Genomic DNA, 17,033 nt, shown 5'->3' with positions numbered 1-17,033 from the left:
AAGAGATCCGCCGTCAACCGCTACACTATAGCCGATTTTCATTTTTGCGCGAGCGACCTGGCCAGGCGGCCAAAGCCAGCACACACGCGGGTTTCAGCCTGGATTTAGCCTTTATCCGCGTAAGGGTTCGTCGACGATCTGAACTCTATGCGCAATGGAGTCCCAGTCAGCTTGAAAGTTTCCCGGAAGCGGTTTTCAAGGTAGCGTTTGTACGTTTCGGTGATCGCGTCGAGCGCGTTGCCGTGAATCACGATGATGGGCGGATTCTGTCCGCCCTGGTGCGCGTAACGCAGTTTCGGGCGCACCGGACCACGTCGGCGCGGCTGCTGGAATTCAACGGCATCGATCAGCGCGCGTGTGAGCTTCGGCGTCGGCAGCTTGGCCATGGCGGCTGCGTACGCGTCGTCCACCGAGCGCATCAATGGGCCGATTCCGGTTTTTTCCGCAGCGGAAATGAAATGGAATTTGGCGAAGTCGAGAAATTTTAGTTTGCGCTCGAGGTCCGCCTTGGTGCGCTCGCGCACATGCGGATCGAGCCCGTCCCACTTGTTCACGCCCACCACCAGCGCGCGGCCCTGCTCCACCACGAAGCCGGCAATGTGCGCGTCCTGCTCCGAGATGTCCTGGCGCGCGTCGAGCAGCAGGATCACGACGTTCGCGTCGGAGATCGACTGCAGCGTTTTCACCACCGAGAATTTCTCGATCGCTTCGAACACTTTGCCGCGGCGACGCAGGCCCGCGGTATCGATCAACGTGTACGGCTTGCCGCCGCGCTCGAAATCGACGTAGATCGAATCGCGCGTGGTGCCCGGCATGTCGAATGCGATCACGCGCTCTTCGCCCACCAGCGCGTTGATCAACGTCGACTTGCCGACATTCGGACGGCCGACGATCGCGATCTTCACGCCGCGCGTCTGCTTCTCTTCGTCGCTTTCTTCCGGCTGACCGGCGTAGGCGACTTCGAGCGCCTCATTGATCATTTCCGTCACGCCGTCGCCGTGCGCCGCGGAAATCGCGCGCGGGTCGCCGAGGCCGAGTTCGTAGAAGTCGGCGGCGACGGTGGTGTACTTCATGCCCTCCGCCTTGTTGACGACGAGGAAGATCGGCCGGCCGACCTTGCGCAGATAGTCCGCGATCGACTTGTCTTGCGGCGCGAGGCCGTTGCGCCCGTCGACGATGAACACGACGATGTCCGACTCCTCCACCGCCTGGCGCGTTTGACGCGCCATTTCGTGGAGGATGCCGTCTTTCGCGACCGGCTCGAAACCGCCGGTGTCGACGACCAGATACGGCCGTTCGCCGGTGCGGCCTTCGCCGTAATGGCGATCGCGGGTGAGACCGGGCAGGTCGGCAACCAGCGCGTCACGCGAACGCGTGAGCCGGTTGAACAGCGTGGATTTCCCCACATTGGGGCGCCCAACAAGGGCAATAACGGGTTTCATCAGATGTTGTTCACGGTGAAACGCGAGGATCGAAATCGACCGTCCGCGTAGCGACGCCATGCGGCCGCTACACGGCAGCGTTTGACGAAAATTATCACGAATTCGGCCAGCCCCGGATGCGCTGTCAATATGCGCACCCGGGCGGACGGGGGTTTGGCTGTATGGGGCAGCGCCAACGGGCCGCCAGGTTCAGCCCTACCTGCTCGACGGCTCGCACGCCAGTTCGAATACGACTCTACGCGGTATTTGCGAAGATGCCGCTGGTGGTGGCGCCGCAAGCAGCCACCGATGGCCACGCGGACCCGTGCGCCATGTCTGATCCGACTTGCCGGACCAGCCAGTCCGGCGTCATTCTTCTACTTACTCTGCTCTGCAACCTACTCTTCTGAAACGCGTACGGCCGGCAAAGCCGGCCTGCACGCTCGACAACGAGTGCCTCCCGCGCGATCAGCGCGGACGGTAGCCGTACAGGTCGCCGTCGTGCGTCAGCACCACCAGCGTCTCGCCGGCCAGCACCGGCGCAGCGGTAATCGGGCTGCCGTCGGTCTTCACGCGCGCGACGAGCGTACCGTCGTCGCGGGACAGGAAGTGCACGTAACCCTGGTAGTCGCCCAGCACCGCGGCGTGGCCCAGAATGAACGGCACGCTCAACTCGCGGTTCTTCAGCTTGTCGTTCTTCCACAGCGGCGCGCCGTTGCTCACGTCGAACGCCGACACCACCGACCAGTCGTCCGCTGCGACCACGGCGCGGTCATCCTGCGCGAGGCCGCTCGTGCTCGAGAACGCCTTTTCCCACACTGCGCGGCCGGAGTTCGCGTCGAAGCAGCCAATCTGGCCCTGGAACGTGACGGCACAGGTTTCCGAACCGACCAGCGTGGGCGGGCCGGTCACGTCGTTGATCCGTTCCACTTCCGTCACGCCCTTCGGATAGGACACCGGCGTTTGCCAGTAGTTGTCGCCCGTCTGCAGGTTGATCGCGGCGAACGCGCCGCCCGGGAAACCGGCCAGCACGGCCGCGTCGCCGGCGAACGTCATGCCCGAGGACACGCGCAGATTGAGCGGCACCGCGCGATTGCGGTAGTTCCACTTCTGCTCGCCGGTTTGCGCATTGAACGCGACGATCTGACCGTCGACCGTACGCACCACCACGAGGCCGTTGCCGACGAGCGGCGGCGAGATGATCTCGCCCGGCGCCTTGGCGGTCCACAGTTGCTTGCCGTCCGCGCCGAGCACATACACGTCGCCCTTCAGGCCGCCGACCGCCGTGAGCGTGCCGTCACTGCCGACACCGGCCGACAGGTCGTCATGCAGCTTGACCCGCCAGATGTCCTGACCGGTTTGCGCGTCGATCTTCGCAACCGAACCGTTCGCGCCAGCCGCGTACACGGCATTGCCGACCGCCACCGGCGAGAACAGATAACGGCCCGCCTTACCGACGCTCGCCTTCCAGGCCTGCTGCACGTCGAGCACGGGTTTGAACTCGGTGAGCGGCGTCGGCACGCGGCGCTCGTCTTTCGTGGATGAGCAAGCCGCCATGGTGAGGACGGTCATCGCACAGGCAACGGGCACAGCGTAACGTTTCAGCAGATTCATCGGTGGACGAAGCATTCAGGAAATGAGTTAAAGGAGACCAACTGGTCGTTGCATGTGGCGCTGATTGTGGCGCTCAGATGCGGCGATCAGCCGCCAAGCGCATCCAGCTTGAACTGAATCAACTGGCGTGCCGAACTATCGTTTTTCGACAGCGAATCGAGCGCGAGCTTGTAGGCCGCGCGCGCATCTTCACGCTTGCCTTGAGCGGCGAGCAGATCGCCGCGGCCGTTCGCCACGATGCCCTTGAACGCGTCGGACTGCGGTTCGGCGAGCAGCGCAAGACCCTGATCGTAAGCCTTGTCGTCGAGCAGCAGCGAAGCGAGGCGCAGCTTGGCGATCTGCTTGAACTCGTCGTCTTTCGCGTGATCGATGGTCCATTGCAGTTGCGCCTTCGCGGCGGCTTCGTCGCCCACGGCATACAGCGCCTTGGCGGCGCCCAGCGCGGTCATCTGCGCATACGCGGTGCGGCTGAACCTGTCTTCCATGTCGGTGGCGACGCGGGTGATCTTCGCCTTGTCGCCCGATGCCATGGCTTGCTGCACCTGGTCATACAGCACGGCGGCTTCTGCCGCCTCGCGCCGCTGCCAGAAATTCCAGCCGTTCCAGCCGGCCGCGGCCACCAGTGCCACCAGCACGATCCATGTGGTTGCATTGCCCCACTGCGTCCACCATGCCTTCAGACTTTCAATCGATTCTTGTTCGTCGTGGTAACTCATTGCCCGGCGATTTCCTCTTTCTTGCTACGTGTGCGTGTCGAGCCCGGTTGGGAATCAAGCGGCTCGACGACATCGCGATCAGTCGTCGCCGTCTTCGGCGGTTGCAACCATCGCATTGATTAGAAATTCGGTCAAGTCTTCGGCGGGCACGTTATGTTGCTCGTTTTTACCGCCGTTAGCATTTGTATCGCGCAGCGGTTTCACGCCGACCGTGCCATTGGCGATCTCGTCTTCGCCGAGCACCACGGCGAAGGCGGCGCCGCTTGCATCGGCACGCTTCATCTGCGATTTGAAGCTGGCTGTCTGACCGTCGGCACTGCAATGCAGGATGACGTCGAGGCCCGTGTCGCGCAAACGCTCGGCGATGATAAAGGCCTGTTCGCGCGCCGCGTCGCCCTGATGGACCACGTACACGTCGCAACCTTCGTCTTCCGGCACGAGCTGCTCTTCTTTCAGCAATTCGAGGATCCGCTCGACGCCCATTGCCCAGCCACATGCCCCGGTGGGCTTGCCGCCGAGCTGCTCGATCAGCGGATCGTAACGACCGCCGGCCGCGACGGTGCCCTGGGCGCCGAGCTTGTCGGTCACCCATTCGAACACGGTCAGATTGTAGTAATCGAGGCCGCGCACGAGACGCGGATTGATGGTGAACGGAACATTGTTCGCTTTCAGAACGCGCTGCAAACCTTCGAAATGCGCGCGCGATTCTTCGCCGAGAAAATCGATCAGCTTAGGCGCGTTCTGCGCGACTTCCTGCATGGCCGGGTTCTTCGTATCCAGCACGCGCAGCGGGTTCGTATAGAGACGACGTTTCGCCTCTTCGTCGAGCACGTCCATGTGCTTTTCGAGGTACGCGATCAATTCGACGCGATGCGCCGCGCGCTCCTGCGCGAGGCCGAGCGAATTGATTTCGAGCTTGATGCCCATCAGCCCGAGGTCGTCCCACAGCCGCTGGCACATCATGATGATTTCAGCGTCGGCGTCCGGACCGGCAAAGCCCAGCGCTTCCACGCCAACCTGATGGAACTGGCGATAGCGGCCGCGCTGCGGACGCTCGTGGCGGAACATCGGTCCGATGTACCACAGGCGCTTCGGGCCGTCGTACAGCATGTTGTGTTCGATCACCGCGCGCACCACCGCCGCCGTGTTCTCCGGGCGCATGGTCAGATTTTCACCGTTCAACGCGTCCGTGAAGCTATACATCTCTTTCTCGACGATGTCGGTCACTTCACCGATACCGCGCTTGAACAGCTGCGTATGCTCGATGATCGGCGTACGGATATTCTGGTATCCATACGAACGCAGCATCGACTTGACGGTCGTTTCGAAAAATTCCCACAGCCCGGCTTCCTGCGGAAGGATGTCGTTCATGCCCTTCACGCCGGACAGCTTGTCGAGCTTTTTCTTCTGTTCACTCATCTGTCTTTCGATAGCCGATGTTTAATTGAGTGCTTCGGCGCGACCATAGCGGCGCTCGACGTAGTCACTCACGATTTGCTGGAATTCTTGCGCGATGTTATCGCCGCGCAGCGTCTTCACCTTCTCGCCGTCGATGAATACCGGCGCGGCCGGGTTCTCACCCGAGCCCGGCAGGCTGATGCCGATGTTGGCCTGCTTCGACTCGCCCGGACCGTTGACGATGCAACCCATCACCGCGACGTGCATCTTCTCGACACCAAGATACTGATCGCGCCACACCGGCATCTGCGTACGCAGATAGGTCTGGATTTGCGACGCCAGTTCCTGGAACAGCGTGCTGGTCGTACGGCCGCAACCCGGGCACGCGATGACCATCGGCGTGAACGAGCGCAGACCCATGGTCTGCAGGATTTCCTGGCCGACGATCACCTCGCCGGTGCGCGATCCGCCCGGTTCCGGCGTGAGCGAAATGCGGATCGTGTCGCCGATGCCCTGCTGCAGCAACACGGACAATGCCGCGGTCGATGCAACGATGCCTTTCGAGCCCATGCCCGCCTCGGTCAACCCGAGATGCAGCGCGAAATCGCAACGGCGCGCGAGTTCACGGTACACGGCGATCAGATCCTGCACGCCGCTGACCTTGCACGACAGAATGATCTGATTGCGCGACAGACCGAGCTCAACCGCCCGTTCCGCCGAGCCGATCGCCGACTGGATGAGCGCTTCGTACATCACGCTTTGCGCTTCCCACGGCGTGGAACGCGCGGCGTTCTCGTCCATCATCTTCGCGAGCAGGTCCTGATCGAGACTGCCCCAGTTGACGCCGATACGCACCGGCTTGTCGTACTTCGCCGCCGCTTCGATCATCTGCGCGAACTGCGTGTCGCGCTTCGCGCCGTGGCCCACGTTGCCCGGATTGATCCGGTACTTGGACAGCGCCTCCGCGCACGCGGGGTAATCGCGCAACAACAAATGGCCGTTGTAATGGAAGTCGCCGACGAGCGGCACCGACACGCCCATGCGATCGAGTTGCTCGCGCACGGCCGGCACGGCCGCGGCCGCTTCCGGCGTGTTCACCGTGATACGCACCAGTTCCGAGCCGGCCTGCGCCAGTTCCTTGATCTGGATCGCGGTGCCGATGGCGTCCGCGGTATCCGTGTTGGTCATCGACTGGACGCGCACGGGCGCGTCGCCACCGATCGTGACGAGCTGGCCGCCCCAGCGGACGTCGACCGCGTGCGACTTGCGCCGCGCGGCCTGGCCGCCGAACACCGGCTCGTTGGAAACGATCTTGCTGTTAGATTGGGATTGAGCTTCGGAATGCATCGAAAGACCCATTTACGCCGCATGCGCCACACAAAAGACGTAGCGCCTGAATTGAAAAAGCGCCGCGGACCGGTTGGCCGCGGCGCATACCGTATCTGTCAAGGCAGCGCGAAGCGCGCCACGTTGCCTTTGGCCGCCGCATATTTCGACGGATCGACCGGCTGGCCATCGAGCGTCAGCGATTCAAGACCGGCCTTGTTGCCGACCGTAATCTTGAATGGCGCCGCACCCGTCACTTCTTTTGTATCGCCCGCATGCACGAGGCCGGAGAACACTTCCTTGCCGTCCTTGCCGCGCACACTGAACCAGCTGTCCTGCGTCACCCGCAATGCGACGACTGACTCGCCGGCAGCCGGCGCCACCGTTGCCGCCGACGCACCCGCGACGACCGCCGGCGCGCTCGCGCCCGGCGCCGCGGCAGCCTGGGCCTGCGAGCCGGCCTTCGGCGCGGCCGCTGTCGCCGTAACGGCCGGCGCCGACGACGGCGTCGTGCCGGTGGCGAGCGGCGCGGGCATCGGCGTGGCCGACGCTGCGTTCTCTGCTGCCACCTGCGCGTCCGGCGTGGACGCTGACTCGGCCAGCGCCGCCTCGGAACCCGCCGACTGACCTTGCGCCACCGCGCCCGATGCGCCGGTCGCGCCGCCAGCGGCACCGTTCGCGCTCGCTTTCAGTCGCGCAAGCCACGCCGACGAATCGCCGCCATTGGTATGCCACATGCCGAGCGCGATCACCGCAACGATCACCGCTGCCACGCCCCACAACCACGAGCGGCTCTTTTGCCCACTGCCGCCCAGCGAGAGCGACACCCTGCCGCGCGGCAAATCCTTACCCGACGACGCCGGCATAGACAGATCCGGCGCGGCGACGCCTTTTTCGCGGCGCAACGCCGCCGTGAACGGCGTGGGATCGGCGCCCAGCATTTTCGCGTAACTACGCACCACGCCCAGCGCGAAGGTGGTGTCCGGCAAGTGGCTGATGTCGCCCGATTCGAGCGCGCGCAACTTGATCGCAGACACTTTCAGACGCGCCGACACGTCGTCGATGGTCCAGCCTTTCGATTCGCGCAATTGGGTCAAGCGCGCGCCCACCGCCGTCAACGAATCCATGCCCGGCTGCACAACAGGCTGCACCACCGCCCGTGCGACCGGCGCCGGATGGCTTTCATTCGTGTCTGTGTCCTGCGGCTGCGGGTGCTGCGGCTCACTCATCCCAAATCCTTTCGCGTCGTTCTTTTTCACTCGTGCAACCCGGACGGGCTCAAGCCTCACGTCCAAATCGCAGACCGTTTATAACAAAATGCGCGGCTTTGTGTGCCGCTTCCGATCGCTTCTGCAAACTTTCTTTTCAATCGACGCCGGCACGGCAGGTTTTCGCGCGTTCGCGGACATTTCCCCGAACGCAGGCGTCCCGCGGCCTCAGCACGATTACACGGCGCGAACCTCGATAATCTTCGCCGCCTTCCCGGTGCGCTCAGCGAGGCGCGTGCGGTCTTTCACCGCACCGGCCAACTGACCGCAGGCAGCGTCGATATCATCGCCGCGTGTCTTGCGCACCGTGGTGACGACGCCAGCGTCCATCAACACTTGTGCAAACCGCTTGATCTGTTCCGGCTTCGAGCGGATGAGGCCCGACTCAGGGAACGGATTGAACGGAATCAGGTTGAACTTGCACGGCACGTCGCGCGTGACGGCGAGCAGCTCGCGCGCTTGCGCTTCGCTGTCGTTCACGCCGTCGAGCATGCAATATTCAAACGTAATGAAATCGCGCGGCGCGACTTTCAGATAGCGCTGGCAAGCCGCCATCAATTCGCGCAGCGGATACTTCTTGTTCAGCGGCACCAGCATGTCGCGCAGCGGATCGCTAGGCGCATGCAAGGAGACCGCGAGCGCCACCGGCAGATCGGCGCCGAGCCGGTCCATCATGGGCACGACACCCGAAGTGGACAGCGTGACGCGGCGGCGCGACAAGCCGTAGGCGTTGTCGTCGAGCATCAGGCGCATGGCCGGCACGACCGCGTCGTAGTTGAGCAGCGGCTCGCCCATGCCCATCATCACAACATTCGTGACGACGCGCTCGCCCTTGCCGTCACCACCCGTGGCACGACCGCCGTCTACGCCGCGCGTGGCGCGCAGCGCGAACTCAGCCATGCGCAACTGGCCGATGATTTCGCCGGTGGTGAGATTGCGGGAAAAACCCTGTTTGCCGGTCGAACAGAAACGGCAATTGACCGCACACCCGGCCTGCGACGACACGCACAGCGTACCGCGCGTTTCCTCGGGGATGTAGACGGTTTCAACCGCGTTGCTGTTGCCGACATCGATCAGCCACTTGCGTGTGCCGTCGGTGGAAATATGGTCGCTGACGATGCCCGGCATCGAGATCGTGGCGCGCCCTTTGAGCTTTTCGCGCAAGGACTTCGCCAGATCGGTCATGCCGTCGAAGTCGGCAGCGTTGTACTGGTGAATCCAGCGCTGCAATTGCTTGGCGCGAAACGGCTTCTCGCCCAGGTTGTCGCAGTAGGCGACGAGCCCTTGGGCGTCGAGGTCGAGAAGGTTGACGGTGGGACTGCTCGTCATATCGAATCCTGCCATTTCAGTGCGAGACTACGTTCATGCAACAAGCTGCATGAACGCAATGCCGTTCGCGCCCATTCCTGCTGCTTTTACCTTACTACTTTGCCGGGCGATTCGTGCGATAAATCAGATCGGCTGCACGAATCGCACTGGACAAGTCCGGCTTAACGCGAGTAGACGTTCACTTGCGGGAAGAAGAACGCGATTTCGACCGCTGCCGTTTCAGGCGCGTCCGAACCGTGCACTGCGTTCGCGTCGATGCTGTCTGCGAAGTCGGCGCGGATCGTGCCCTTTTCCGCCTTCTTCGGGTCGGTTGCGCCCATCAGATCACGGTGCTTCAGGATGGCGTTCTCGCCTTCCAGCGCCTGCACGACGACCGGGCCCGAGATCATGAAATCGACCAGGTCCTTGAAGAACGGACGGGCAGCGTGCACGGCGTAGAACTTCTCCGCGTCGGCGCGCGACAGATGAACCATGCGCGAAGCCACGATCTTCAGACCAGCGTTCTCGAAACGGGTATAGATCTGGCCGATCACGTTCTTGGCCACTGCGTCCGGCTTGATAATGGACAGGGTGCGTTCGATCGCCATAAAAACTCCAAAAAATTAAGAGGTTACAGATTCAAATGAATCCGCTATTGTAGCATGTTCCCGTGTATGATTGCGATTGAACCCTTACAGCATTGAAAGACTCCAAGCAGGAGTTTGTGAATGCTGGTAGCGTAGGCCGCGTGGGTACCACGTGAGTATTTTCAGGGCATTGAAACTCCCCGCCCGCGCGCCAATCTTAGGGAGGAGAGCGCCACACCGGGGCAGGCATTCCACCGGCGCGGCACGGCTCGCTACAACCCGCATCACAACCATACGCAACTTGCTTCTGAGGTAAGGAGAGACCATGAACGATCATCCGTATAGCTTTGGCCGCAATGGCGCGGTCAGCACGGTCGAAACGCGTAACCGCGTGCTACGGAACACCTACTGGCTGCTCGCGCTGTCCATGATTCCGACAGTGCTCGGCGCGTGGGTGGGCCTCGCCACGGGTTTCTCGCTGTTCGCCGCCACGAGTCCCGCCATGAGCATGCTGGCGTTCTTCGCGATCGCTTTCGGCTTCATGTTCGCCATCCAGAAGACCAAAGACAGCGCAGCCGGCGTGTTCGTGCTGCTCGGCTTCACGTTCTTCATGGGCCTGATGCTGTCGCGCATCTTGAGCTTCGTGCTCGGTTTTTCGAACGGCCCGTCGCTGATCATGCTCGCCTTCGGTGGCACTGGTGTGATCTTCGCGTCAATGGCAACCATCGCCACGGTCAGCAAGCGTGACTTTTCGGGTCTCGGCAAGTGGCTGTTCATGGGCGTGATCGTGCTGCTGCTCGCATCGGTCGCGAACGTGTTCCTGCACCTGCCGGCGCTGATGCTCACGGTGTCGGTCATGGCCATCGTGATCTTTTCGGCCTACATGCTGTTCGACGTCCAGCGCGTCGTGAACGGCGGTGAAACCAACTACATCACCGCCACCCTCGCGATCTACCTGGATCTGTACAACGTGTTCGTCAACCTGCTCGCGCTGCTCGGTATTTTCGGCGGCAACCGCAATTAAGACTGATTCGCGGGGCGCGGCGTCAAAACGCCCCGCCTTGAAGAAAAAGCCCACAACGAGCGATCGTTGTGGGCTTTTTTCATGGCTCTCTGGCGGCTGTCGCGCCGGCTGATCAACGGGCGTCGGCCGTCAGACGGACTTCACACGCTCAGCCACGCGAACCCCTCGTCCTGCGACGCCACCACCACTTCCGTAGGCGCCGCGCCCAGCACGCCCGCCATGGCGGCCTGCGCCAGTTCCGGCAAATTGTTCTGCTGACTCAGATGGGCGGCGACCAGGTGGCGCAATCGCGACCGGTCGAGCGAAGCCAGAATTTCAGCTGCCGCGTCGTTGTTCAAATGCCCATGGTTACCGCCAATACGCGCTTTCAGCGATTGCGGATAGCGACTGCCCGCGAGCATCCGCGCATCGTGGTTGCATTCGAGCACGAGTGCGTCGCAACCGCTCAGCACCGAACTGATATGCGGTGTGGACGTGCCGACATCCGTCAGCACGCCAAGCCGGCTCGCACCGTTCGAGAGCACGTATTGCAGCGGCTCGCGAGCGTCGTGCGGCACCGTGTATGGGAGGATGCTGAGGTCGCCGATCGCCACCGCTTCGTCACCCCACAGCACCTGCAGGTCGATATCGGCTTCGTCGGCGCCCACCGCGCGGGCGGTGCCCCAGCTCATGTACAACGGAATCGACCACTTGCGCGCCAGCGTCAGCGCGCTGCCAATGTGGTCGCCATGTTCATGCGTGATCAGAATCGCGTCGAGACCTTCGACGCTCGCGCCGAGCCGCGTCAGCCGCCGCTCGACTTCTTTGGCCGAAAACCCGCAGTCGAGCAGCACACGCGTGGTGGTCGCGCCGCTTTGCGCTTCCACCAGCATGGCATTGCCTTCACTGCCGCTGCCGAGACTCGCGAACCTCACGGCCCGTTTAGTTGAGTTGCGCGTGCAGCAGCGTCACGATGCGCTGCGCGTCGGACGAATTGTCCACCTGCCCGTTCGCGTTCAGCACCGCCACCTGCGTGACCGTGTCGCCCTTCGAGCGCACATTGACGAGGAATTCCTGACCCGGCTTCTTCGCCGAATTGCCGCTGTAGAACAGCTTGCCGAACAAGCCCTCTTTCTTCAGCTCCTGCATCGAGTCCGCGTAGCGCACGTAGTAGATGCCCTTCGCACGATCGCGGTTGTCGACGGTGAAGTTGGTGCGGTCGAGCGCGAGGCCCACGCGCAGCCATGCGCGGTCGAACGACTCCTGCAGATCGAGCGTGGATGCGCCCGCGCTCTGTTCGAGCGTGGTCGGCGCGGCTGCCGGACGCGCGTCGGTCAGCAGTTGCTTCGATTGCGCCTCGGTCAGGCCGAACTTCTGCATCAGCTTGGTCAGGAACAGCGCTTCGAGCGCCGGATCGCGCGGACGCTCTTCCCAGCGCGACGAGGTCTTGTCCTGACCCGTCAGCATTTCTTCCATCGCGCTGTGCGTAATGGAGATGTCGGTGGTGTCGCCGGGCGCGCGCGACACGAGCGTGCGGAAACTGTCACGCGTGCCAGACGAATAGGCGAAATCGATGACCTTGCCGACCGTGCGGCGGAACCAGTCGTCCGGGATGTTGGCGCGGTTTTCGGCCCAGTCGGTCGTCATGATGCCGGTAGCAGGCGCGTCGGTCTTCAACGCGAAGCCGTTCTCCTGCCAGAATTCCTGCAACTGCGGCCAGAGTTGTTCCGGGGTGCGGCCGTCGACGACCAGCCAGCGGCGATCGCCGTCGCGTTCGATATGCATGCCGAGCGGATCCTGCGCGTTCGGCTGGCCTTCCGTGGAATTGCCCGCCGCCGTCACCGCGCGCGGCTGGGCGCCTCCCAGCGCCAGATTGGCCGGCGGCGCGACATAGCGCTGTTCGGTCGGCGTGGTGCTCAGATCGCCCGGAACGGCGAGCGGCGGCGCGCTGGCCGCGCCCTTGTAGTTGACGCGGTCGGAAGCAAACCAGTCGTTCAGCGTGTCACAGCCGGCGAGCGTCGTGAGGGCAAGCGCCAGCGCCGCCATGCGGGTTGCGTGGAGGGAAAGTGCGGAACGTTTCATGAGGTCCTTCGTGATGCTGGAACGCGGTGCCTTGGTTCTGTGTGCCGGGAACGTGGGCTGGATCGACGTCGGTTAAGGGAGTGCCGGTGGCAGGCTTTCGTTAGCGCTGGTGGTTGCCGCGGACGCTATCCGTCTAGCCCAGCAGGCCCGCTTCGCGCAACGCGCCGCGCACCACTTCGTGGTATTGCGGGTCGAGCGGCGTGAGCGGCAGGCGGATTCCGCCCTGCACACGACCTAACTGCTGCAGCGCCCATTTGGCCGGAATCGGATTCGATTCGATGAACAGGTTCTTATGCAGCGACAGGAGCTTCATATGAATCTCACGCGCGGTTTTAGCATCCGCGGCGAGAGCAGCCTTGCAGAGATCACTCATGGCGCGCGGCGCGACGTTGGCAGTGACCGAAATATTGCCGTGGCCGCCGAGCAGCATCAGCGCGATCGCGGTGGGATCGTCGCCGCTGTAGATGCCGAAGTGCGACGGCGCGGACTTGATCAGATGCGCGGCGCGATCGATATTGCCGGTCGCTTCCTTCACACCGATGATGCCGGGCACCTGCGCGCAGCGCAGAATGGTTTCGTTGCTCATGTCCGCAACGGTGCGGCCCGGCACGTTGTACAGAATCACCGGCAGATCGACGGTTTCGGCGATCTTCGCAAAGTGCCGGTAGATGCCTTCCTGCGTGGGCTTGTTGTAGTAAGGCACGACCTGGAGCGTGGCGTCGGCGCCGACTTCCTTGGCCTGCTGGGTGAGCTCGATCGCCTCGGTCGTGGAGTTGCCGCCCGAGCCCGCGATCACCGGAATCCGGCCCGCCGTGTGCTCGACCGCGGTCTTGACCATCAGCACGTGTTCTTCGACCGACAGCGTGGCCGATTCACCGCTCGTGCCGACCACGACGAGAGCGTTCGTGCCCTCTGCGACGTGCCAGTCGATCAGTTTGCGAAACGCCGGCAGATCCAGGCTGCCGTCTTCGAGCATCGGGGTGATGATGGCAGGAATGCTGCCGCGAATCTGAACGCCGTCGTTGCTGCCGAGCTTGCTGCTTTGGTTGCCGTTAGTCATGAAACGCCATGAATTTGATCAGGTAAACCGCGATTGTAGCGGATTAGCCAGCCAACTCGTAACAAGGCGGAGATGCCGCCTGCGCGGGGTCGTCTGAGCGCTCCGCCTCCAGAATTGCGCAGATCCGCTGGACGTAGGCCGGGCGCGGCTGCGCGAGAAAACCGTCCTGAAAAGCGACCACCCGGAGCTGGCCGCGCACCCGCTCGAGAAGCTCGCCGGGCGCCAGCAGAAACGCCGGATTAGAGGGTTTGCCGACGCTTTCGTTTCCTTGCGCGAAGGTCTCGTAAACCAGTACGCCGCCGGGCGCGAGCGCGCGCAAAAGCTGCGGAAAGAGCGGCCGGTGCAGGTAGTTCGTCACCACCACGGCAGCGAACCTCGCGTCCGCGGGCAACGGCCACGCGGCGCCTTCGAGGTCGGCTTCAACGGGTGTGACGAGCGGCTCGCCGCGCAGCGTGCCGAGCGCCGCCGCGTCGCGGTCGATAGCCGTCACCGGATGCCCCCGCGAGGCAAAGAAACGCGCATGCCGCCCCGCCCCGGACGCGATATCGAGCACCGCGCCGCCCGCGGCGACCAGATGCGCCCAATCGCGCACCCAAGGCGACGGCTCGCCCAATCCGTGCATGGCGGCTGCGCAAGTGCTCATCGGCGTACTCATAGCCTCGGGGGGCTCGTCGGTTGCATCGCTTGCGTCAGTTGTACGAGAGGCCCATGGCTTCGCGCACATCGCGCATCGTTTCCGTGGCGAACTTGCGGGCCTTGTCGCAGCCGTCGGCGACGATCGCGCGCAACAGCGACGGGTCGTCCATGTACTTCTGCGCGCGCTCGAGCATGGGCTGCTGCTCGCGCAGAATGCCCTCGATCACCGGCTGCTTGCACTCGAGACAGCCAATGCCGGCCGAGCGGCAGCCCTTTTGCACCCAGTCGTGGGTGGCTTCATCGGTGTAGACCTGGTGGAGCTGCCATACCGGGCACTTGTCCGGATCGCCCGGATCGGTGCGGCGCACCCGGGCCGGGTCGGTCGGCATGGTGCGGACTTTCTTCGTAATCGTCGCCGCGTCTTCACGCAAGCCGATCGTGTTGCCGTACGACTTCGACATTTTCTGGCCGTCCAGACCCGGCATGCGCGACGCCTCGGTCAGCATGGCCTGCGGCTCGACCAGAATGATCTTGCGCGAACCTTCGAGGTAGCCGAACAGGCGCTCGCGGTCGTTCATCGACAGGCTCTGCGATTCCTGCAACATGGCCCGCGCCTGCTCGAGCGCTTCGTCGTCGCCTTCCTGCTGGTAGGCGTTGCGCAGTTCGTGATAGAGCTTGGAACGCTTGCCGCCGAGCTTTTTCGCCGCCTCGTTGGCCTTTTCTTCGAAGCCCGGTTCACGGCCGTAAAGGTAGTTGAAGCGGCGCGCGATTTCACGGGTCATTTCGACGTGCGGCACCTGGTCTTCACCCACCGGCACGAGCGAGCCGCGGTACAACAGGATGTCCGCCGCCATCAGCACCGGATAGCCGAGAAAGCCGTAAGTGGACAGATCCTTGTCCTTCAGCTTTTCCTGCTGTTCCTTGTAGGTCGGCACGCGTTCGAGCCAGCCAAGCGGCGTGCTCATGCCGAGCAGGAGCGCCAGTTCGGCGTGCTCGGGCACCTTGCTCTGGATGAACAGCGTGGCCTGCGCCGGATCGATGCCGGAAGCAAGCCAGTCAGTCAGCACGTCCCAGACGTTCTTTTCGATCACCTCGGGCGTTTCGTAGTGCGTGGTCAGCGCATGCCAGTCGACCACGCAGAAGAAACACGGGTACTCGGACTGCAGCCGCACCCAGTTTTTCAGCACGCCGTGATAGTGGCCGAGGTGCAACGACCCGGTGGGCCGCATGCCGGAGAAGATACGGTCTGGGAACATGATTATTTAGAAAAGCGAAACAAGGGGAGTCAGAATGGCGGTGATCGCGCTGTAGCCGACCGTGACGAGCGGGTTCAACCAGTAACGCGTCAGCGTGCCCGTCATGACCAGTGCCATCACGATGAAGAACCCGTAAGGTTCGAGGCGCGACAGCGTGATGGATTGCCGCGGCGGCAACAGCGCCATCAGCACACGGCCGCCGTCGAGCGGCGGCAGCGGAAACAGATTGAGCACGCCGAGCACGAGATTCACGCCCACGCCTGCTCCCGCCATGCGCGTGAAGAACAGCTCGTCCACATTCAGCACCGCCAAGGCGACCCCGAACAGGCCCCAGATCAACGCCTGCACGAAGTTGCAGGCCGGCCCCGCCGCCGCGACCCACAGGCTGCCCCAGCGCGGATTGCGCAGGTTGCCGAAAGCGACCGGCACGGGCTTGGCGTAACCGAACATGAACGCGCCGCTGGTGGCGAAGTACAACAGCAACGGAATCGCAATCGTGCCGAGCGGATCGATGTGCCGCATCGGATTGACGGACACGCGGCCGAGCACGTAAGCGGTGTTGTCGCCGAGCCAGCGCGCGACGTAGCCATGCGCAGCTTCGTGCAGCGTGATGGCGAAAATCACGGGCAGCGCGTATACCGCAATGGTCTGTATCAGGGAAGAATCCATAGCTCGTTATTGTAACAACGCGATTGCGTGCGTCTGTCCGCTTTCACTCATGCCGTCTCTTCGAGGCCGAACGGCGCGAGAGAACCGCGCCCCGCCCTCACCAGCACCGGTTGCGCGCCGGTCAGGTCGACCACCGTGGACGGCTCGCATACGCAGGGGCCGCCGTCGATCACCAGATCCAGTTGTTTTTCCAGCCTTGCGCGGATTTCTTCCGGGTCGTTCATCGGCTGGGTTTCACCCGGCATGATCAGCGTCGAGCCGAGTAGCGGCTGACCGAGTTCTTCGAGGATCGCCAGTGTGATCGCGTGATCCGGCACGCGCAGCCCGATGGTCTTGCGCGACGGGTGCGAGAGACGCCGCGGCACCTCCTTGGTGGCCTGCAGGACGAATACGTACGGACCGGGCGTCACCGATTTGATCAGCCGGTACTGCCGGTTGTCCACCATCGCGAAATTCGAGAGTTCCGACAGATCGCGCACCAGCAAGGACAGCAGTTGCTTTTCGTCGAGTCCGCGGATGCGCCGCAGACGCTCGACGGCATCCTTGTCGTCCAGATGGCAGGCGAGCGCGTAGCTCGAGTCCGTCGGCAGCGCGACCACGCCGCCATCGTTGATGATCTGCACGGCCTGCTTGACGAGGCGCGGCTGCGGGTTGTCAGGATGAAGCCGGAAGTATTGGGACATGGCTAA

At 63.3% G+C, this 17,033-nt stretch carries 16 protein-coding genes; 1 reads left to right on the top strand and 15 read right to left on the bottom strand.

Annotated elements, in window-relative coordinates:
• Positions 1–104 precede the first annotated feature (104 nt).
• The 8 genes from der to ndk all read right to left on the bottom strand — a co-directional run bounded on the left by der (position 105) and on the right by ndk (position 9,659).
• Complete coding sequence (gene der, locus CJU94_RS12435) at positions 105–1,442, bottom strand: ribosome biogenesis GTPase Der (protein WP_095420322.1); 1,338 nt, start codon at positions 1,440–1,442, stop codon at positions 105–107.
• A 447-nt stretch (positions 1,443–1,889) separates the two neighbouring features.
• Positions 1,890–3,035, bottom strand: coding sequence for an outer membrane protein assembly factor BamB (gene bamB, locus CJU94_RS12430; protein WP_095418940.1), 1,146 nt, complete (start codon positions 3,033–3,035; stop codon positions 1,890–1,892).
• An 86-nt stretch (positions 3,036–3,121) separates the two neighbouring features.
• The gene (locus tag CJU94_RS12425) at positions 3,122–3,751 is read right to left on the bottom strand and encodes a YfgM family protein (RefSeq protein WP_095418939.1); all 630 of its coding nucleotides are present in this window, start codon (positions 3,749–3,751) and stop codon (positions 3,122–3,124) included.
• 78 nt (positions 3,752–3,829) lie between these two features.
• Entirely contained in the window at positions 3,830–5,170 is a 1,341-nt protein-coding gene (hisS, locus tag CJU94_RS12420) for a histidine--tRNA ligase (RefSeq protein WP_095418938.1), read from the bottom strand.
• A 21-nt stretch (positions 5,171–5,191) separates the two neighbouring features.
• On the bottom strand, positions 5,192–6,508 hold the full coding sequence (ispG, locus tag CJU94_RS12415) for a flavodoxin-dependent (E)-4-hydroxy-3-methylbut-2-enyl-diphosphate synthase (RefSeq protein WP_095418937.1): 1,317 nt from the start codon (positions 6,506–6,508) through the stop codon (positions 5,192–5,194).
• Positions 6,509–6,594: 86 nt separating this feature from the next.
• The gene (locus CJU94_RS12410; RefSeq protein WP_095418936.1) at positions 6,595–7,704 is read right to left on the bottom strand and encodes a helix-turn-helix domain-containing protein; all 1,110 of its coding nucleotides are present in this window, start codon (positions 7,702–7,704) and stop codon (positions 6,595–6,597) included.
• Between the two features lie 216 nt (positions 7,705–7,920).
• A complete protein-coding gene (gene rlmN / locus CJU94_RS12405; protein WP_095418935.1) occupies positions 7,921–9,072 on the bottom strand; it encodes a dual-specificity RNA methyltransferase RlmN in 1,152 nt (383 codons plus the stop codon).
• Positions 9,073–9,233: 161 nt separating this feature from the next.
• Positions 9,234–9,659 (bottom strand): nucleoside-diphosphate kinase, encoded by a 426-nt coding sequence (gene ndk, locus CJU94_RS12400; protein WP_007181343.1) that lies wholly within the window; start codon positions 9,657–9,659, stop codon positions 9,234–9,236.
• Between the two features lie 304 nt (positions 9,660–9,963).
• Between ndk and CJU94_RS12395 the strand changes: the two genes are divergently transcribed.
• A complete protein-coding gene (locus CJU94_RS12395) occupies positions 9,964–10,662 on the top strand; it encodes a Bax inhibitor-1/YccA family protein (RefSeq protein WP_011488947.1) in 699 nt (232 codons plus the stop codon).
• A gap of 140 nt (positions 10,663–10,802) precedes the next feature.
• On the opposite strand, the gene CJU94_RS12390 is transcribed toward CJU94_RS12395, so the two are convergent.
• The 7 genes from CJU94_RS12390 to CJU94_RS12360 form a co-directional block, all read right to left on the bottom strand.
• Positions 10,803–11,576, bottom strand: coding sequence for an MBL fold metallo-hydrolase (locus CJU94_RS12390; RefSeq protein WP_095418934.1), 774 nt, complete (start codon positions 11,574–11,576; stop codon positions 10,803–10,805).
• Between the two features lie 7 nt (positions 11,577–11,583).
• Positions 11,584–12,723, bottom strand: a complete 1,140-nt coding sequence (gene bamC, locus CJU94_RS12385) for an outer membrane protein assembly factor BamC (protein ID WP_095418933.1) — start codon at positions 12,721–12,723, stop codon at positions 11,584–11,586.
• Between the two features lie 133 nt (positions 12,724–12,856).
• A complete protein-coding gene (gene dapA / locus CJU94_RS12380) occupies positions 12,857–13,783 on the bottom strand; it encodes a 4-hydroxy-tetrahydrodipicolinate synthase (protein WP_095418932.1) in 927 nt (308 codons plus the stop codon).
• A gap of 43 nt (positions 13,784–13,826) precedes the next feature.
• Entirely contained in the window at positions 13,827–14,426 is a 600-nt protein-coding gene (locus CJU94_RS12375) for a class I SAM-dependent methyltransferase (protein WP_208645312.1), read from the bottom strand.
• A 46-nt stretch (positions 14,427–14,472) separates the two neighbouring features.
• Positions 14,473–15,675, bottom strand: coding sequence for a tryptophan--tRNA ligase (locus CJU94_RS12370; RefSeq protein ID WP_095418930.1), 1,203 nt, complete (start codon positions 15,673–15,675; stop codon positions 14,473–14,475).
• Between the two features lie 6 nt (positions 15,676–15,681).
• Positions 15,682–16,344, bottom strand: a complete 663-nt coding sequence (locus CJU94_RS12365) for a site-2 protease family protein (protein ID WP_095418929.1) — start codon at positions 16,342–16,344, stop codon at positions 15,682–15,684.
• Between the two features lie 47 nt (positions 16,345–16,391).
• Positions 16,392–17,027 carry an L-threonylcarbamoyladenylate synthase gene (locus CJU94_RS12360; RefSeq protein WP_095418928.1) on the bottom strand — a complete coding sequence of 212 codons (636 nt, stop codon included), beginning with the start codon at positions 17,025–17,027 and terminating at the stop codon, positions 16,392–16,394.
• Positions 17,028–17,033 lie beyond the last annotated feature (6 nt).

The organism is Paraburkholderia aromaticivorans, from assembly GCF_002278075.1.
GTDB lineage: Bacteria > Pseudomonadota > Gammaproteobacteria > Burkholderiales > Burkholderiaceae > Paraburkholderia > Paraburkholderia aromaticivorans.
Note: the sequence above shows the minus strand (reverse complement) of the source record. Positions and strands in the feature narration are given on the sequence as shown.

What these genes read in the sequence shown, in the direction of transcription:
- ndk (WP_007181343.1), bottom strand. Translation starts at nt 9,659, where the DNA reads ATGGCGATCGAACGCACCCTGTCCATTATCAAGCCGGACGCAGTGGCC.
- bamC (WP_095418933.1), bottom strand. Translation starts at nt 12,723, where the DNA reads ATGAAACGTTCCGCACTTTCCCTCCACGCAACCCGCATGGCGGCGCTG.
- bamB (WP_095418940.1), bottom strand. Translation starts at nt 3,035, where the DNA reads ATGAATCTGCTGAAACGTTACGCTGTGCCCGTTGCCTGTGCGATGACC.
- hisS (WP_095418938.1), bottom strand. Translation starts at nt 5,170, where the DNA reads ATGAGTGAACAGAAGAAAAAGCTCGACAAGCTGTCCGGCGTGAAGGGC.
- CJU94_RS12365 (WP_095418929.1), bottom strand. Translation starts at nt 16,344, where the DNA reads ATGGATTCTTCCCTGATACAGACCATTGCGGTATACGCGCTGCCCGTG.
- CJU94_RS12395 (WP_011488947.1), top strand. Translation starts at nt 9,964, where the DNA reads ATGAACGATCATCCGTATAGCTTTGGCCGCAATGGCGCGGTCAGCACG.
- ispG (WP_095418937.1), bottom strand. Translation starts at nt 6,508, where the DNA reads ATGGGTCTTTCGATGCATTCCGAAGCTCAATCCCAATCTAACAGCAAG.
- der (WP_095420322.1), bottom strand. Translation starts at nt 1,442, where the DNA reads ATGAAACCCGTTATTGCCCTTGTTGGGCGCCCCAATGTGGGGAAATCC.
- CJU94_RS12410 (WP_095418936.1), bottom strand. Translation starts at nt 7,704, where the DNA reads ATGAGTGAGCCGCAGCACCCGCAGCCGCAGGACACAGACACGAATGAA.
- CJU94_RS12425 (WP_095418939.1), bottom strand. Translation starts at nt 3,751, where the DNA reads ATGAGTTACCACGACGAACAAGAATCGATTGAAAGTCTGAAGGCATGG.
- CJU94_RS12360 (WP_095418928.1), bottom strand. Translation starts at nt 17,027, where the DNA reads ATGTCCCAATACTTCCGGCTTCATCCTGACAACCCGCAGCCGCGCCTC.
- dapA (WP_095418932.1), bottom strand. Translation starts at nt 13,783, where the DNA reads ATGACTAACGGCAACCAAAGCAGCAAGCTCGGCAGCAACGACGGCGTT.
- CJU94_RS12375 (WP_208645312.1), bottom strand. Translation starts at nt 14,426, where the DNA reads ATGAGCACTTGCGCAGCCGCCATGCACGGATTGGGCGAGCCGTCGCCT.
- rlmN (WP_095418935.1), bottom strand. Translation starts at nt 9,072, where the DNA reads ATGACGAGCAGTCCCACCGTCAACCTTCTCGACCTCGACGCCCAAGGG.
- CJU94_RS12370 (WP_095418930.1), bottom strand. Translation starts at nt 15,675, where the DNA reads ATGTTCCCAGACCGTATCTTCTCCGGCATGCGGCCCACCGGGTCGTTG.